The 15,866-nt window shown below is 69.1% G+C and carries 14 protein-coding genes; 8 read left to right on the top strand and 6 right to left on the bottom strand.

The window, feature by feature from the left end; translation table 11 throughout:
- Positions 1-15: 15 nt before the first annotated feature.
- Positions 16-528: a CAP domain-containing protein gene (locus ACE3UA_RS04420; protein WP_374642925.1), complete on the bottom strand. Its 513-nt coding sequence runs from the start codon at positions 526-528 to the stop codon at positions 16-18.
- Positions 529-709: 181 nt separating this feature from the next.
- On the opposite strand from ACE3UA_RS04420, the gene ACE3UA_RS04415 reads away from it, so the two are divergent.
- The gene (locus ACE3UA_RS04415; RefSeq protein WP_374642923.1) at positions 710-1,303 is read left to right on the top strand and encodes a L,D-transpeptidase; all 594 of its coding nucleotides are present in this window, start codon (positions 710-712) and stop codon (positions 1,301-1,303) included.
- A gap of 66 nt (positions 1,304-1,369) precedes the next feature.
- On the opposite strand, the gene ACE3UA_RS04410 is transcribed toward ACE3UA_RS04415, so the two are convergent.
- The 3 genes from ACE3UA_RS04410 to ACE3UA_RS04400 all read right to left on the bottom strand — a co-directional run bounded on the left by ACE3UA_RS04410 (position 1,370) and on the right by ACE3UA_RS04400 (position 4,644).
- Positions 1,370-2,518, bottom strand: coding sequence for an amidohydrolase (locus tag ACE3UA_RS04410; RefSeq protein WP_374642921.1), 1,149 nt, complete (start codon positions 2,516-2,518; stop codon positions 1,370-1,372).
- Between the two features lie 170 nt (positions 2,519-2,688).
- Positions 2,689-3,771: a ferrochelatase gene (hemH, locus tag ACE3UA_RS04405; protein ID WP_374642919.1), complete on the bottom strand. Its 1,083-nt coding sequence runs from the start codon at positions 3,769-3,771 to the stop codon at positions 2,689-2,691.
- 51 nt (positions 3,772-3,822) lie between these two features.
- Complete coding sequence (locus ACE3UA_RS04400) at positions 3,823-4,644, bottom strand: SAM-dependent methyltransferase (protein ID WP_374642917.1); 822 nt, start codon at positions 4,642-4,644, stop codon at positions 3,823-3,825.
- 25 nt (positions 4,645-4,669) lie between these two features.
- Between ACE3UA_RS04400 and ACE3UA_RS04395 the strand changes: the two genes are divergently transcribed.
- The 7 genes from ACE3UA_RS04395 to ACE3UA_RS04365 all read left to right on the top strand — a co-directional run bounded on the left by ACE3UA_RS04395 (position 4,670) and on the right by ACE3UA_RS04365 (position 10,234).
- Positions 4,670-5,392, top strand: coding sequence for a ComF family protein (locus tag ACE3UA_RS04395; RefSeq protein ID WP_374642915.1), 723 nt, complete (start codon positions 4,670-4,672; stop codon positions 5,390-5,392).
- Between the two features lie 33 nt (positions 5,393-5,425).
- Positions 5,426-5,683, top strand: a complete 258-nt coding sequence (gene grxC / locus ACE3UA_RS04390) for a glutaredoxin 3 (protein WP_374642913.1) — start codon at positions 5,426-5,428, stop codon at positions 5,681-5,683.
- On the top strand, positions 5,683-6,513 hold the full coding sequence (locus ACE3UA_RS04385) for a carbon-nitrogen hydrolase family protein (protein WP_374642911.1): 831 nt from the start codon (positions 5,683-5,685) through the stop codon (positions 6,511-6,513). The genes grxC and ACE3UA_RS04385 overlap by 1 nt, the downstream gene beginning before the upstream one ends.
- The gene (locus ACE3UA_RS04380) at positions 6,510-6,953 is read left to right on the top strand and encodes a MarR family winged helix-turn-helix transcriptional regulator (RefSeq protein WP_374642909.1); all 444 of its coding nucleotides are present in this window, start codon (positions 6,510-6,512) and stop codon (positions 6,951-6,953) included. Before ACE3UA_RS04385 ends, ACE3UA_RS04380 begins: the two co-directional genes overlap by 4 nt.
- 115 nt (positions 6,954-7,068) lie before the next feature.
- On the top strand, positions 7,069-9,171 hold the full coding sequence (locus ACE3UA_RS04375) for a YjbH domain-containing protein (RefSeq protein ID WP_374642907.1): 2,103 nt from the start codon (positions 7,069-7,071) through the stop codon (positions 9,169-9,171).
- A 5-nt stretch (positions 9,172-9,176) separates the two neighbouring features.
- Positions 9,177-9,848: a YjbF family lipoprotein gene (locus tag ACE3UA_RS04370; protein WP_374643223.1), complete on the top strand. Its 672-nt coding sequence runs from the start codon at positions 9,177-9,179 to the stop codon at positions 9,846-9,848.
- Between the two features lie 176 nt (positions 9,849-10,024).
- Positions 10,025-10,234, top strand: a complete 210-nt coding sequence (locus ACE3UA_RS04365) for a hypothetical protein (RefSeq protein WP_374642905.1) — start codon at positions 10,025-10,027, stop codon at positions 10,232-10,234.
- 56 nt (positions 10,235-10,290) lie between these two features.
- On the opposite strand, the gene ACE3UA_RS04360 is transcribed toward ACE3UA_RS04365, so the two are convergent.
- Positions 10,291-13,809, bottom strand: a complete 3,519-nt coding sequence (locus tag ACE3UA_RS04360) for a translocation/assembly module TamB domain-containing protein (RefSeq protein ID WP_374642903.1) — start codon at positions 13,807-13,809, stop codon at positions 10,291-10,293.
- Positions 13,809-15,620: an autotransporter assembly complex family protein gene (locus tag ACE3UA_RS04355; protein WP_374642901.1), complete on the bottom strand. Its 1,812-nt coding sequence runs from the start codon at positions 15,618-15,620 to the stop codon at positions 13,809-13,811. Before ACE3UA_RS04355 ends, ACE3UA_RS04360 begins: the two co-directional genes overlap by 1 nt.
- Between the last annotated feature and the right edge of the window lie 246 nt (positions 15,621-15,866).

The following is a 15,866-nucleotide window of genomic DNA, read 5'->3' as shown; positions in this document are numbered from 1 at the left end:
CGGAAAAGGGCGCCCTCAGGCGCCCGTCACCATCGTCCACCAGATCTTGCCGCCCTGTTCCTGATACCAGGCAAAGCCGATCTGCCGCGCCGAGGGGTCCATGATCACCGCACGGGTGTCCGGCTGCGCCATCCAGGCGGACAGCGTGACCAGTTCGGTCTCGTAGGTCTCCGAGATCAGCTCGCCCACCAGCCGCCCGGTATAGCCCGCGCGCTGCACCCGGACCAGCGGCGACGACCCGTCCGAGCCGAAGTGCCAGGGCCGGTTCTGCACCGACATGTCGCGCGAATGCGTCGCGGCGGCGGCGTTCAGCCGCGAATCGAAGGCCAGCGGCGGCAGCGACTTGGCCGAGCGCAGCGTGTTCACCGCATCCAGCAGGCGGAAGGACACCAGCTGCTCGTCCTGGGGCTTGATCCGATAGACCTGCGGCAGCGGCTTGCCGTCCGCGCCCAGCGTCGGCCCCCGCACCGGAGTGCAGGCAGCAAGCGCCAGGCCCGCGCCTGACAGCAGAAACATGCGTCTTTCCATTGCATCCACCAGATCTCGCCGCGCCGGGGCGGCCTTCCGCCCCTCTCTAGCGAAAGCCCGTGCAAGGATCAAACGGGCTTTCTGCCGATCGGCGAAAGCTGACGGGTCTTTGAATTGCGAGGCGGTCACAAAGCGTTTATAGGACGCGCAAACACCCTATGAAAGCAGGAGAGACACCAGAATGACGAAGGGCATCATCACCCGTCGTTCTCTGCTTGGCGGCGCTGCGGGCATGGCCGGGCTGGCCGCGCTCCCGTCGCTGGCGCAGGACGCCACCACCGAATTCACCGCGCCCGTCTCCAGCACGGTGCGCAACAATGTCTCCAGCTTCCGCATGTTGCAGTGGCAGGACTATTTCGACAACACGCGCAACGGGGCGATCCTCGTCGACATCACCTCGCGCGCGCTGCACTACTGGTCGGATGACCAGTCGATCTATCGCCTCTACCCGACCTCCGTCCCCCTGTCCGAGGATCTGACCCGCCGCGGCCGGACCGAGGTGGTGCAGAAGGTGATGAACCCGACCTGGCGTCCCACGCCGTCGATGCTGGAACGCAATCCCGACTGGCCGACCGTGGTCGAGGGTGGCGCCAAGGACAACCCGCTGGGCACCCGCGCGCTCTACCTGTCCTGGACCTACTACCGGATCCACGGCACCCATGACACCCGCAAGATCGGCCGCAAATCCTCGAACGGCTGCATCGGCCTGTACAACGAACACATCGAGGAACTGTTCGCGATGGCCAATGTCGGAACGCAGGTGCTGCTGATCTGACCCGCGCCGGGCTTCGGCTTGACGGGACCGCAGGCACCCCGCCCGCGGTCCCTTGCTTTTCCGGGCTTACCCCAGCAGGTCGCGCATCACGCGGTCGAAGATCGCCACGCCCTGCGGGATCAGGCTGTCGGGAAAGTCGAAATCCGGGTTGTGCAGCGCGGGCGACGCCTCGCCCGAGCCCAGCAGGAACATCGCCGTCTTCGCCTGCCCGCCGAACAGCCCGAAATCCTCGGATGCGCGCATCGGCAGGCCGGTTTCAGAATGCTTCATTCCCAAGGCCTCCAGCGCGCCAAGGATCGCCCGGGTGCTGTCGGCATGGTTCACGCAGGCGGCAAAGCGGTCGTGGTGGCTGAACTCCACCCCCAGCCCGTGCCGCTTGGCCAGATCGCGCGCCAGGGCCGTCACCTCATCGCGCAACGCCGCCATGTCGGCATCCGCAAGGGTGCGCAGGGTCAGCCACAACTCGCCCTCGCCCGGAGTGATGCCGAAAGCCGGCTCTCCCATCCGGGCATGGCAGATGCTGACCAGTCGGAAACCGGGTTCCAGCCTGCCGCCCGGACCGGCGGCAAGCGCCGCGGGCATCAATGCGGCCAGCGCCAGCGCGGGTGAAACACCCGTCTCCGGCTGCGAGGCATGCGCCGTCCTTCCGCGGAAGATCACCCGCAACCCTTCCGAGGCACAGTTCGCAGGTCCCGGCGCGATGATCGCTTGTCCCAGCGGATGACCCGGCATGTTGTGCAATGCAAAGGCCCAGTCCGGTCGGATCGCGGCAAAGCGCGGATCGGCCAGCACCGCCGCCGCGCCCGAACCGTCCTCCTCTGCCGGCTGGAACAACAGGACCACCCGCCCCCGCTTCGGCCCCTGGCGCGAAAGCAGTCGCGCAAGCCCCAGAAGGATCGTCGAATGGCCGTCATGTCCGCAGAGATGCCCCTTGCCTGGAATGGTGGAGCGGTGGCTGACCTCTGACAGTTCCTCGATCGGCAGGGCATCCAGTTCCGACCGGAACATCACGGTCGGTCCCGGCTCGGCAGCCTGCCAGACCGCCGCGACGCCGTGGCCGCCAAGGCCCGTCAGGATGCGGTCAGGGGCAAGCGCCCGCAGCGCAGCCACGACCTCGGCCGCGGTCCATTCCTCCTGTCCCGACACTTCCGGGTGGCGATGCAGGTGGTGGCGGAAGTCGGTCAGTTCGGCGATGTCGCTGTTCGTCAGGCGCATGGGATCCTCCGTCGGATCCAAGCATCGTCCCTGCCGCGCGGCGCGGCAAGCGGCAAAGCACCCGGCCGGAGGCTGCTTTCCCTTGCGGAAGGACGATTAACACCACCCTAACGCGCCGCGGCAACCCATTGAAATCGTTGCATCGCGCTCCGCTGTCCACCGTGGACAACTTAGGACAGCCAGCCGCCCAGGTTCTCCTCAATGACCGCGACCAGCGCCTCGATATGGGCGGGATCGTCGTTCAGGCAGGGGATATAGGTGAACTCCTCGCCCCCCGCATGCAGGAAGGCCTCCCGGATCTCGCCGTTGATTTCCTCCAGCGTCTCGATGCAGTCGGCCGAGAAGGCCGGCGCGATCACCGCGATCCGCTTCTTCCCCGCCTTCGCCAGCTCGGCCACATGCTCGACCGTATAGGGCCGCAGCCATTCCTCGGGCCCGAAGACCGACTGGAAGGTCGTGTCGATCGCCCCCTTCTCCCATCCCAGCCTCTCGCGCAGCAGACGCGAGGTTTTCTGGCACTGGCAGTGATAGGGATCGCCCTCCCGCAGATACCGTTGCGGCATGCCGTGGTAGCTGGCGACCAGCACGTCCGGCCGGGTTTCCACCTTCGCATAGGCCGCCTCGACCGAACGGGCGAGGGCCTCGATATACAGGGGATGCTCGAAATACTCCGCCACCGTCCGCACCGCCGGCTGCCGCTTCTCCTTCATCAGGGCGCGGAAGAACTGGTCGTTCGCGGTGGCCGAGGTCGCGCCGGCGTAATGGGGGTAGAGGGGGAAGAACAGGATCTTCTCGCAGCCCGCCTCGACCATGGCCCGCACCTTCGCCTCGGTCGAGGGGTTGCCGTAGCGCATGCAGAAATCGACCATCACCTCGCCCCCGTGCCGGGCCGCAAGCGCCTCGGCCAGCGCCGAAGTCTGCGCCTTGGTGATCGTCAGCAGCGGGCTTTCGTTCAGCTCCCGGTTCCAGATCAGCCTGTAGTTCGCGCCCGAGGAGAACGGCCGCCTGGACAGGATGATCAGCTGGAGAAGCGGCTGCCACTTCCAGCTGGGATAATCCACCACCCTCTTGTCCGAGAGGAACTCGCTCAGATAGCGGCGCATCGACCAGTAGTCGTGGTTGTCCGGCGTCCCGAGGTTCGCCACCAGGACGCCGATCCTGGCCTTGCGGACGGGCGGGTGGTCGGCGGGGGCATGGGCCAGCCGGCCCTCGCCGGGGCGCAGGGGAGAGGTGTCGGATTTGGCGTCACGCATCGCAAGGATCCTGCTTGTTCCCTGCCGGAGATATAGGCTTCCCGCGCGGGGTCAACCGTCCAGCGGCTTCTCGGGCACGCCCAGCGCGTCGGAGAGCCGGGTCCGGGCCGAGCCGGGGCGGAGCGGCTTCTGCTGGCTTTCATGCGGGGCCCAGCCGGTAAGGAACACCAGTTCGAAGGTGGCGGGCAGATGGCCCTCTGGCGTCGCGAGGCCCTGGTAGACCGCCGCCGCCGCGCCGATGACCGAACGGCGGGTGAAGCGGCGCGGCCGCGCGGCCAATGCGCTGGTCTCGCCCATCGCGCGCAGGTCACCCAGCAGGCGGCCGAAATCGCGGTAATGGACCACCTGGGTCACGCTGTCCGCCACCGGCAGGGCGAACCCGGCCCGCTGCATCAGCGCGCCCAGGTCGCGGATCTCGCCCATCGGCAGGACGCGGGGGGAAAGGCCGCCGGCGACCTCGGCTTCGGCCTCGGCCAGGCTGGCGCGCAACTCGTGCAGCGTCCGGCCCCCCGGCAAGACCGCAAGGAACAGCCCGTCCGGCCGCAGCGCGCGCAGGCCTTGCACCAGCTGGCCCAGCGGATCGTTCGCCCAGTGCAGCGCCATGGCGTGAATCACCAGGTCATGCGCGCCGGGAGCCAGGGCCAGGACCTCGTCATCCGGCACGACCGGGGCGAAATCGGACCAGATCTCGGGATGGCCGCTGATCACCACGGGCGCCGTAAACGTCCTGTTAACCTCGGCGAGTCTTTCCTGGACGTCGGCAAGCGCCAGCCGGTGCAGGAACAGCGAATCGGCATGGCCGGGCAGGCGCAGGGCGCGCTGGCGCTGGCGCAGAAGGGCGGGGCGGTCGGTCAGGGTGGGCGGCTGTGTCATCGTGCGCGAAGATGCGGAGGAGTGGATGGGATTGCAAGCCGCGCTGCAGGTGATCTACCCGCCGCAATGCCTGAGCTGCGCTGCCCCGGTCGCCAGCGACTTTGGCCTTTGCGCCGACTGCTGGCGCGAGACGCCGTTCATCGCGGGCCTGGCCTGCGACCAGTGCGGCATCCCCCTGCCGGGCGGCGAGGCCGGAGAGATCGCGCAATGCGACGATTGCATCGCCATCGCGAGGCCCTGGGACCGGGGCCGCGCGGCGCTGGTGTATCGCGACAACGGGCGGCGGCTGGTTCTGGCGCTGAAACATGGCGACCGGATGGATCTGGCGCGACCGGCCGCTGGCTGGATGCTGAAGGCGGCGCGGCCGATCCTGCGACCGGGGATGCTGGTGGTGCCGGTGCCGCTGCACTGGCTTCGGCTGTTCCGGCGCAGGTTCAACCAGGCGGCGCTCCTGTCCCGTGCGCTGGCGCGGGGGGCGGGGCTGGACCATTGCCCGGATGCGCTGATCCGCCAGCGCAACACCGGCAATCAGGACGGCAAGACCCGCGAGGCCCGCTTTGCCAATCTGGCCGATGCCTTCGCGGTCCCCCGCCGCCGCATGGCAAGGATCGAGGGCCGCGACATCCTTCTGGTGGATGATGTGATGACCTCGGGCGCGACCTTCGCGGCGACGACCGAGGCGCTGGTTTCGGCCGGTGCCCGCTCGGTCAACGTCTTGTGTCTGGCGCGCGTTGCGAAAGACGGATGATCGCCTATAGTCGGCGCGCAAATGAGGTTTCCCATGCGTCCCGTCGAAATCTATACCACCCCGACCTGCAGCTATTGCGCCATGGCCAAGCGGCTGTTGCAGCGCAAGGGCGTGAGCTACCGCGAGATCGACGTCAGCGCCGATCCCGGCTTGCGCGCGGCCATGGTGCAGCGCGCCAACGGGCGGCGGACGGTGCCGCAGATCTTCGTCGGGCCGGTGCATGTCGGTGGCTCGGACGACCTGCATGCGCTGGAGCATGCGGGCAAGCTTGACGCGCTTCTGGCCGACTGATGCGCAGCGCCCTGATCCAGTTGACCGTGTCCGACGATCCGGTGGCGAACCTGCCGGTGACGCTGGACCTTGTGCGGCAGGCCGTGGCCGGGGGCGCGGGCTTCGTCCTGACGCCGGAACTGACGAACGGCCTCTCCTCCAGCCGCGCCTTCCAGCGCGGCGTCTTCCGGCACGAGGAGGAGGACGCGACCCTTGCCGCCCTGCGCGCCGAGGCGAAGGCGGCGGGGATCTGGCTGCTGATCGGCTCGCTGGGCCTGCTGACCCATGACGCGGACGGCCGCTTTGCCAACCGCAGCCTGCTGGTCGGCCCGGATGGCGGGATCGCGGCGCGCTACGACAAGATCCACATGTTCGACGTCAATGTCTCGGCAACCGAGGTCTATCGCGAGAGCGAGGGCTATCGGCCGGGCACCCGCGCCGTCGTGGCCGAGACGCCCTTTGCCCGGCTGGGGATGAGCGTCTGCTATGATGTCCGCTTCCCGGCGCTGTATCGGCGGCTGGCGCAGGGCGGGGCGCAGGTGATCACGGTTCCGGCGGCCTTCAACCACATCACCGGCGCGGCGCATTGGGAAACCCTGCTGCGCGCAAGGGCGATCGAAACGGGCTGTTTCGTCCTGGCCCCGGCGCAGACCGGCTTTCACCCCGAGGCGAATGGCAAGGGCCGCCGCACCCATGGCCATTCGCTGGCCATCGCGCCCTGGGGCGAGGTGCTGGCCGATGCGGGGACCGCCCCCGGCATGACCTTCGTCGACCTCGACCTGGCGCGGGTCGAGGAGGCGCGGCACCGCGTGCCCTCGCTCTCGCACGACCGGGACTTCGACGGACCATGAGCGCCGAGAAGTCGGAGGACATCGCCGTCGCCCTGTTCGGCGAGCTGTTCATGGCCGACCAGCTGGCGCGGAACCGCATTTCCAAGGTGCTGCCACGGGGGATGCAACTGTCGCATTTTTCGGTCCTGAACCATCTGGCGCGGATCAATGACGAGCGCACGCCGGCGCAGCTGGCCAAGGCGTTCCACGTCACGCGGGGGGCGATGACCAACACGCTGTCGCGGCTGGAATGGGCCGGCCATGTCCATATCCGCCCGGATTGGGAGGATGCGCGGCAGAAGTTCGTCGCGATCAGCCCCTCGGGCCGGGCGGCGCGGGATTCCGCCGTGGCGGCGGTGGTGCCCCTGATCGCCGAGGTGGTGCAGTCGATCGGGGATGACCGGGTGCGGGCGCTGGTCTCGGTCCTGCGCGAACTGCGGGTGCGGCTGGAGGACGAATAGTCATGGCATCCCTGCCATGCACCGGGCCTTTGATTCGGGCGGCGGCGGTTAGGTCTTGCCCTGCCCTGCCGAACTTCGCATAGACTGGCGCGGTATTCCGGGAAACGTGGAAACCATGCCGCAGACGCGCCTTCTTGCCCTTCTCGCCCTTGGCACCGCCCTTTCCGGCCTGCCCGCCGCAGCGGAGATGCCGAAATCGCTGAACCTGAACGGGGCGACGGGGCTGATCGACATGCCCTCGGGCGAGGCGCAGGAGGACGCGCGCTTCACCTTCTCGACCGCGCTGATCGGGCCGGTCACCCGCTCCTCCATCAGTTTCCAGATCACCGAGCGGCTCTCGGCCTCGTTCCGGTTCCAGGTCTGGCGCGACTGGGACACGATCATCGCCGGCGACGACAAGTTCGAGGACCGCAGCTTCGACCTGCGTTACCAGATCCTGAAGGAAGGGGCCTATCTCCCGGCCCTGACCATCGGCCTGCAGGATTTCACCGGCGAGGGGAACTTCTCCTCGGAATACCTGGCCGCGACCAAGAATTTCGGCGAGCGGCTGAAGGTGACGGCGGGCCTCGGCTGGGGCCGGATGGGTAGCTACGGCGGGATCGGCGCGCCCTTCGGCGACCGCCCCGCGCTGCCGGAAAGCGACTGGGGCACCCCGAACGTCGACCAGTGGTTCCGGGGCGAGGCCGCGCCCTTCGCCGGCGTGGAATACAAGATCAGCGACCAGTGGACCTTCAAGGCCGAATATTCGTCGGACGACTATGCACTTGAAGAGGGGCGGGGCCTGATCGAGCGCGACAGCCCGTTCAACTTCGGCTTCGAATACCAGCGCGGCCCGAACATGCGCTATGGCCTGTATTCGCTGTACGGCACCGAGGTGGCCTTTGCCTTCCACCTGATCCTGGACCCCAAGACCCGCGCCACCGGCGGGGTGATGGGGGCCGCGCCGGATCCGGTGAAGGCCCGCCCCGCACGTTCCGCCGACCCCGAGGCCTATGACGGCGGCTGGATTACGCAGGCCGATGCCGGGCCGCTTCTGCGCAAGAACCTGGCCAAGCGGCTGGCAAGCGACGGGATCGCGATCGAGAACCTGTCCTATACCGCGACCACGGCGCAGATCCGCATCCGCTCGAACCGGATCGACGCCGGGGCGCAGGCCATCGGCCGCACCGCCCGCGCCCTCAGCCATGTCATGCCCACCTCGGTCGAGACCTTCGAGATCGTGCCGGTCGTCAACGGCATGGGGGCGTCCAAGGTCACCATCCGCCGCTTCGACCTCGAGCAGCTGGAATATGCCGCCGACAACGGTTCGCTCCTGCGGCAGCGGGTGACGATCACCGATGCCGGGCCGCTTCCGGCCAATGCGGTGGGCGACGACGGCCTTTATCCGAAATTCCGCTGGAGCCTGAAGCCCGCGCTGAAGCTGAGCGAGCCGCTGAAGGGCGACGTCGGCCTGCGGCTGGCGGCCAGCTATGACATCCGCCCCGGCCTGGTGCTGAGCGGAGCGATCTACAAGCGCGTGCTCGGCAACGTGGATCGCGACGGCGCCTATTCCGACTCGACCCTGCCGCATGTCCGCACCGACAATTCGCGCTACAGCAAATACGCCGATCCGGGACTCGAGCAGCTGACGCTGGCCTGGTATGCCCGCCCGGCGACCGACATCTATTCGCGCGTGACGCTGGGCTACCTTGAGCGGATGCATGCAGGCATCTCGGGCGAGGTGCTGTGGAAGCCGGTGGACAGCCGCTTCGCGCTGGGGGCCGAGGTCAACTATACCAGGCAGCGCGATACCGACGGCGGGTTCGGTTTCGACGAATACGACTATGACGTGGTGACCGGCCATCTCTCGGCCTATTACGACTTCGGCAACGGCTATCTGGGCCAGCTGGACGTCGGCAAGTACCTGGCCGGCGACCTGGGCGCCACGGTTTCGCTGGACCGCGTCTTTGCCAACGGCTGGCGCGTCGGCGCATTCGCCACCGTGACCGACGTCAGCACCGAGGAATTCGGCGACGGCGGCTTTGACAAGGGCATCCGCTTCACCATCCCGATGACCTGGGCCATGGGCACCGAGACCCGGCAGACCTTCGGCGCCACCCTGCGGACCGATACCGGCGACGGCGGCGCGCGGGTGGATGTGGACGGGCGGCTTTACGAGTCGATCCGCGAATACCACACCCAGTCGCTCGATCCCGACTGGGGGAGGGTCTGGCGGTGAGCGCGATGTCCCGGCTGACCGCCGCCCTTGCCGTCCTCGCCCTGCTGGCCGCCTGCGGCAGCGAGAAATCCGAACCTTCGCCCATGGGTGCGGCGGTCGGCACGCTGGCCAAGGCCACGCTCTCGCGCGTGACCGCCCGCCGCGCGGGAGGAGAGGCCAAGGCCCCCGCCCCGCCCAGCCGGGCCGAGATCGAGAAATACGGCATGCCGATCCTGCGCGCGGTGATCCCATCGCGTGGGGCGGATGCGCTGGTCACGATCAGCGACAGGAAAGGTCCGGTCGTGACCTGGACCACCACCGACGGCACCACCTTCAGCCTGCGCGACGGCGTGCTGATCCAGACGCGCGGCCTTGGTCCCGACCTGATGTCCGCCCGCGCCCCCAGCCTTGGGCAGTTGCGCCAGAACGGCGGGACGCACCAGCGGGTCTACTACTTCCTCGGGGCGGACGACCGGACCACGACGCGGACCTATGACTGCACGGTCCAGGTCAGGGGCGGCGAAAGCGTCACGATCTTCGGCCGCGCCCATGCCACCACCCGCGTGACCGAGGAATGCACCCGTCCGCAGGGCAAGATCACCAACGAGTTCTGGCTGGAGGGCGCAACCGTCCGCAAGTCGCGGCAATGGGTCAGCGGACTGACCGGCTACATCGACCTTGAGCGCGTGGTTGATTGATTCGGACCCGTCGAATGCCGGGGCTGTATCCTTGATGCAACGGAATCGGGTTTCACGCCGGATTTCTTAACCTTCATTGGGCCTTGCACCTGCAAATGGTGTCGTTCCGGTTGCCGGAACACGGGTTGGTGATAGGCTGGTCCGGTGCAAGTCCAAGTCCAACCCTGGAGGTTCGAATGAAGAAACTTGTAACTGGTGTTCTCGCGTCTTCTCTGCTTGCGTCGGCGGCCTTTGCCGGTGGCCCCGTCGTCATCGTCGAGGAAGAGGTTCCCGTGGTCGAGGAACGGCCCGGCTCCTCGGCCGGCATCCTGCCGCTGCTGCTGATCCCGATCATCCTCTGCGTCGCGCTCTGCGGCAATGATGATGATGAGGAAGACGGGGGCTGACGGTTCCCCGGATTCGATCCCAGAACAGCCCGCCGCACCGGCGGGCTGTTTTCGTTTCAGTAGTCCCGCTCCAGGAAGATGCCGACGCCGGTCTCGCCCTCGGCCCCGACGCGGGCCTTCAGCGTCACGCCCTCGCGCAGGTCGAGGTTCAGGTTGATCCGGCTGGTGCCGCCCTGGCCGACCTCCACCTCGGTATAGACGTTCTCGGACAGGTATTTCCCCGCCCGCAGCGCCGCCGAACCATCGTCCGAGGTCGTGATGTCCAGGTCATCCAGCCCGAACCCCTGCCGCAGCTTGTTCACCAGCCCCTCGCCCCCGCGCCCGGCGAGGGTCGCCACGGCGTTCGCCAGTTGCAGCGCCTGCAGGGGTGACAGGTGCTGCAATCCGCGCCCGAACAGCAGTTGCGACAGCACCTCCTCCTGCGGCAGGTCGGGGGTCGAGGTGAAGCTGACCACCGGATCATCCGCCGGGCCGTCCACGTTCACATAGCTGATGATCCCGTCATTCTCGCTGCTGGCGGAAATGTGGATCGTCGGGATGAAACTGCCCTCCAGTTCCAGATCCGCGCGTGACAGGACCAGGCGCTTGCCCAGGATGTCGATCCGGCCCCGCACCAGTTCGAACGCGCCCGAGGGGATGACCGCCGCCGTGGTGCCGCCCAGCCGGATCTCGCCGCCCAGTTCCGCGTCGATCCCCCGGCCGCGCAGGAAGATCTGGTTCGGCGCCGCGATCAGCAGGTCCAGCCGGAACGCCCGCTCCGCGCTGCCACCCGGCCCCGCGCCGCCTTCGTCCAGAAGCCCGGCCTTGCGCCTTGTGTCGCGCACGGCGGCGGGTTCGTTGCGGTGCTGCAACGCCATCAGCGCCGCGGCCGAGGAGAAGCCGCTTGACGGCACCCGCAGCTCGGCCTCGCGCAGGTCCAGCCGCCCGGCGATCAGCGCGCCCCCGGCCAGCGGGCCGTCGATCGTCACCGCGCCGTCCAGCACCGCGTCGTAAAGCTCGGGGTCGTAGAGCCGCACCCCCACCAGCGCCACCGACAGGTCTGCCGGGAACGGAGCCGTCAGTCCCACCGGCCCGTCCAGCCGCAGTTGCCCCCCGGTCGAAGGCCGCCCGGTCAGCGAGACCTGCGCCTGCCCCCCGTCCAGCCGCGCCATGGCCTGCACATTCTCCAGCGCGAGGCCCAGCCCCGGATCGGTGGCCCGGCCGTCCGCAAGCGTCACGCTTCCCGAAACCGAGGCCAGCCGGAACGGCCCGTTCAGCCGCAGGTCATAGGACAGGGCCCCGTCCACCGCCCGGGGCGAGAGGAACACATTCGCCAGCCCTGCCCGCCCGGTGCCGGTGATGCTCAGATCGCCCGAGGCGAACCCCGCCGCGACCCGCCCGGCGATCCGCGCGTCGATACCGCCCGGCCCGCGCAGCGCGGCGGACAGCTCGGTCCCGGTCTCGTCCTGGCTTGCCAGGCCGTCCAGCGTCACCGGCCCCTGGAAATCCGGCAGCAGGAGTCCGACATTGGCCAGCCGTCCGGTCAGGTTCAGCCGCCGGGGGATGCTGTCCCCCTCTGCGCTGGCCAGGACGTCCAGTTGCGGGTTCGCCAGGCTGGCCCGGTCGATCAGCAGCCGCCCGTCCCGCAATTGCGCCGCCAGCGCCAGATGGCTGGTCCCGGCCAGCAGGCGGTCGGCCTCCGGGTTGCCCAGCCGGATTCCCCGGCCCTCGCCCTCGGCCGTCAGCGCGCCCGCTTCCGGCGTGCCCTTGAACGTCACCTCAAGCCCGACACCGCCGCCGAATCCGTTGCCCAGATCGCCCAGATCGGCAAAGTCCAACCGCCCGGTCAGGTCCGACCCGGCGGTCGCGACCGTGCCCGAGGCGGTCAGCACCAGACTGCGCGCGGTCAGGGCCAGCTGGCGCAGCCGGGTGCCGGTCTCGTCCCGCAGGACCGAGGCGCTGGCGCTGGATTGCCCCGCCAACAGCCGGTCCAGCGCCGGGATGCCAAGGCTGAGGCCCTGCGCCTCGACATCGACCTGACCGTCGATCATCCCCGACAGCAGGCCGACGAAGCCCTCGGCCCGGATCGTCCCGCTGCCGCCGAGCGCGCGTCCCACCAAGGTCGAGAAGCGCGACAGATCCCGTGCCGTGACGGTGATCCGCCCCTGCGTCCGCAGCCCGCCGTCCAGCCCGCCGACGGCCAGCTGGCCCAGCAGGGCATAATCCTCACCCGTCAGGGTCAGGTTGGAGAGGTTCAGGTCGCCGCCCTGCAGCGCGTGGAATTTCAGACTGCCGGTCAGGCCCGGCCCCAGCGCCGCCGAAAGCCCGGGGTCCGAGGGCGCGAGATCGCGCAGCGCCAGCGACAGCGTGCCGCCCAGCGTCTTGCCCGCCGGGGTCCGCCCGATCCGGCCCGAGCCCTCCAGCCGCGCCTCGCCCAGCCGCAGGTCGGTCCGCTCCAGCCCCTGCAGCGTGATCGCGCCGCGCCAGCCGGCACCGTCCCCGCTTTCCGCCGCCAGCCGGAAGCTGGCCCGGTCCAGCCGGGTCGGCAGCGCGCCGAACGGCAGCAACACCTTGTCCCCCTCGGGCGAGGCCAGGGTGCCGGTCACGTCCAGCATTTCCACCAGCCCGTCCGAGGCCAGCCGTGCCTGCCCCTGCAAGGCAAGCGACCGGGCCTTCAGGTCGAAGGCATCGACTTGCAGCCCGCCGAAGGCCGAGCGGGTGGCGTCCAGCGCCAGCGCCACGCGATCGCCGAAGAAATCCACATATTGCGGCAGCAGCAGCGGGGCGAGGTTCCCCGCCACATCCGCCCGCAGGCGGTAGGCCCCTGGATCCGCCGCCGCGAGGGTGATCGTCCCCGCCAGCCGTTCCTCGCCATCCGTCGCCAGCCGCAGCCGCGCGCCGAAATCCTCCAGCGGGCCCGAGCCGACAAGCTCCAGCTCGGCCGCCGGGGCGTCGGGGATGTTCAGGGCCGAGACGATCAGCCCGCCCGGACCCTCACGCGCGCCGAGGTCGATGGTCAACTGCCCGGTTTCATTGGTGAAACTCGCGTCCAGCCGGATTTCGCCCTCCGGCCCCCCGCCCTCGCGCAACAGCACGAGGTCCGCTTCCCCGTTGCCTTCTGCCAGCCTGGCCGAGGCCGAAAGGCTGCCCTCGACCGACTGACCCAACACGCTTTCATCCAGCGCGATTCTCTCGGCCGCGATCTTTCCGATCTCGACCGAGACCGGCAGGTCCGGCAGGCGGAAGCCGCGCGCCTCGGGGCTGGGGGCGCCGGCCTCGCCGGTATCGGGAAGCCGCGCCACCAGGATTTCGCCCGCTGAAAGCTCGGAGACCACCAGGGCCCCCGACAGCAGCGACGACCGGCTCCAGTCCAGCACCACATCGTTCAGCGTCAGCCAGACGCCCGCATCGTCGGCGATGGAAAGCGACTGGATCGTCGCGCGCGAGGATAGCGCGCCTTCAAAGCCGGTGATCGTCACCTGCCGCCCGGCGTCGGACAGGTTGTCCTCTAGGAAGGCAGTCAGAAAACCCCGGTCATCCTCCTGCGCGAGGGCCGGAGTGGCAAGGCAGGCGATCAGCAGGGCGCGGCGCAGCATCAGAACGCCTGCCCGAGGCCGATATAGACCTGCACCCCGTCGCCGGTATTGCCCGAGATCGGCGCCGCCACGTCCAGCCGGATCGGCCCGATCCCGGTGTCATAGCGCAGGCCCAGCCCCGCGCCGGCATGTGACTCGGCGTCGCCGCTGAACAGCCCGTCCAGCCCCACGCTGCCGGCATCGACGAAGCCGACCACGCCGATCCGTTCGGTAACCTTGGCGCGAAGCTCCAGCGACCCGGCGGCGAAGAACTGGCCGCCGATCAGGAACTGGGGTCCGAAGCCCCGCGTCACCGCGATCCCGAGCGAGCGGTAGGGTTGCCCCCGCACCGTCCCGCCGCCGCCCGAGAAGAACAGCTGGTCGCGCGGGGTCCCCAGCAGCGTCGGTCCCCAGATCCCCCCGGCCTGCGCCCGCGCGGCAATGACGAAGCGCCCCGCCTCGCCAAGGCTGCGATAGCCGCGCGCGTCCATGGTGGCGCGGACGCCCGAGCCGGTGGTGCCGAAGCCGAGGAAGGGTTTCAGCGTCGCGTCGATATAGAAGCCGCGCGTCGCATCCGTCTTGTCGTCGCGCCGGTCCCAGATCAGCCCCACGGGCAGCGAGAGGTTGCGGAAGGTGAAGTCGCCCCCCGGATCGTGGCCGTCCTGATACGAATAGGTCAGCCCCGCCTTGCCGGTCAGCGTGTCCGAGAAGATATGCGAGAAGTTCAGGCCAAACTCCACCGTGTCGGCGTAATAGTCCACCTCGTCCAGGTGGCTGTAGTTCAGCAATAGCCCCGCCGTCGTGTCCGGTGTCAGCGTCGCCGGCCGGTCCAGCGAGACGCCAAGCGCATAGTCCACCCCGCTCTCGCCCGAGCCGATGTTGGTGACCTCGCCCTCGACCAGCAGCCTCTCGCCCCCGCCCATGAGGTTGCGATGGAGCCAGGAGCCGGTCAGCGAGACGCCGTCCAGGCTCGCGACCTCGGCCCCCAGCGAGTAGCGGCGGGGTTTCTGTTCCACCAGTTGCGCCGTGATGCCCAGAAGGTCCGGCGCGGTGATCGTCTCGTCCTCGACCAGGTTGGCCGAGGCGAAGATGCCCGTCCGCCGCAGCCGCGTCTCGGCCCGGCGCAATTCGGTTTCGCTGAAGGTCTCGCCCTCGGGCAGGCCGGCGATCTTGCGGATCCGCGCCTCGCGCATCCGCCGTTCGCCCTCGACCTTCAGCGGGCCGAAGCGCAGGCGCGGTCCCGGCTCCAGCCCCAGCGCCACGTCCAGACGGGCGGCGGCATGATCGGCCACCACCTCCTCGGAGGCCAGGCTGGCCTTGGCATGGCCCACCTCGCGCCAGGCGCTGACCGCCCCTTCCGCGGCCTCGGTCACCACGCCGCTTTCCGCCAGGGCGCCGGGGCGGAAAGCCTCTGGCAGTTCGGTCCGTGGCGCGCGCGGCCCCAGCGCCATCCGGCCGAAGCGGAAGGGCGGGCCGGGATCGACCGCGATCTCGACGCGGTGGACCGTCGCCGGAACCTCCAGCGCCGGGATGTTCGCCGCCTCGCGCCCGTCGATGCGGATGGCGATGACGCCCGAGTAATGGCCCTTGGCATAAAGCGCGGAAAGGATCGCGGCGTAATCCGCCCTTGCGGCGGCCAGCACGTCCTGCGGCTCGGCATCCTTCGTCAGCACCACCAGATGCGAGGCGGCGCGGACGGCATCGGTCAGGTCCTCGTCTCCGCCCGCGACGCCCAGGGCCACCCGGTCCAGCGCCAGCGCGGGAATCGCCAGCCACAGACCCGCCAGCGCGGCGAGAGCACCTGGCAAAAGCGTCGTCCTTCCGGCAGACATGCGCGCTGGTCCCTCCTCCGGTCTTTGCCCGACTATTGCAGCTTGGTTCGACCGGGGCAATCGGACCCGTGGCGCTGGGCGAACAAGTGAACGGACTGGACCGTAACGCCCGATCCACCGCCCGGTTGCATCGGGCCTTGCAGACTCGGGCCCGGGGGCGTATATGGCCTTCAACAGCGGTTTCGGGGTCCACACCCGAAGCTACCGAAAGACGCAGCGGGCCGCCTGGTCCGCTTTTTTGTTTCT

The organism is Tabrizicola sp., assembly GCF_041919135.1.
In the GTDB taxonomy this organism is placed as follows: domain Bacteria; phylum Pseudomonadota; class Alphaproteobacteria; order Rhodobacterales; family Rhodobacteraceae; genus Tabrizicola.
Note: the sequence above shows the minus strand (reverse complement) of the source record. Positions and strands in the feature narration are given on the sequence as shown.

Bases quoted from the DNA above. Each gene is read 5' to 3' on its own strand.
- ACE3UA_RS04370 (WP_374643223.1), top strand. From the start codon at position 9,177: ATGTCCCGGCTGACCGCCGCCCTTGCCGTCCTCGCCCTGCTGGCCGCC.
- ACE3UA_RS04400 (WP_374642917.1), bottom strand. From the start codon at position 4,644: ATGACACAGCCGCCCACCCTGACCGACCGCCCCGCCCTTCTGCGCCAG.
- ACE3UA_RS04410 (WP_374642921.1), bottom strand. From the start codon at position 2,518: ATGCGCCTGACGAACAGCGACATCGCCGAACTGACCGACTTCCGCCAC.
- ACE3UA_RS04365 (WP_374642905.1), top strand. From the start codon at position 10,025: ATGAAGAAACTTGTAACTGGTGTTCTCGCGTCTTCTCTGCTTGCGTCG.
- ACE3UA_RS04385 (WP_374642911.1), top strand. From the start codon at position 5,683: ATGCGCAGCGCCCTGATCCAGTTGACCGTGTCCGACGATCCGGTGGCG.
- ACE3UA_RS04375 (WP_374642907.1), top strand. From the start codon at position 7,069: ATGCCGCAGACGCGCCTTCTTGCCCTTCTCGCCCTTGGCACCGCCCTT.
- ACE3UA_RS04395 (WP_374642915.1), top strand. From the start codon at position 4,670: ATGGGATTGCAAGCCGCGCTGCAGGTGATCTACCCGCCGCAATGCCTG.
- ACE3UA_RS04355 (WP_374642901.1), bottom strand. From the start codon at position 15,620: ATGTCTGCCGGAAGGACGACGCTTTTGCCAGGTGCTCTCGCCGCGCTG.
- ACE3UA_RS04420 (WP_374642925.1), bottom strand. From the start codon at position 528: ATGGAAAGACGCATGTTTCTGCTGTCAGGCGCGGGCCTGGCGCTTGCT.
- ACE3UA_RS04380 (WP_374642909.1), top strand. From the start codon at position 6,510: ATGAGCGCCGAGAAGTCGGAGGACATCGCCGTCGCCCTGTTCGGCGAG.
- hemH (WP_374642919.1), bottom strand. From the start codon at position 3,771: ATGCGTGACGCCAAATCCGACACCTCTCCCCTGCGCCCCGGCGAGGGC.
- ACE3UA_RS04415 (WP_374642923.1), top strand. From the start codon at position 710: ATGACGAAGGGCATCATCACCCGTCGTTCTCTGCTTGGCGGCGCTGCG.
- grxC (WP_374642913.1), top strand. From the start codon at position 5,426: ATGCGTCCCGTCGAAATCTATACCACCCCGACCTGCAGCTATTGCGCC.
- ACE3UA_RS04360 (WP_374642903.1), bottom strand. From the start codon at position 13,809: ATGCTGCGCCGCGCCCTGCTGATCGCCTGCCTTGCCACTCCGGCCCTC.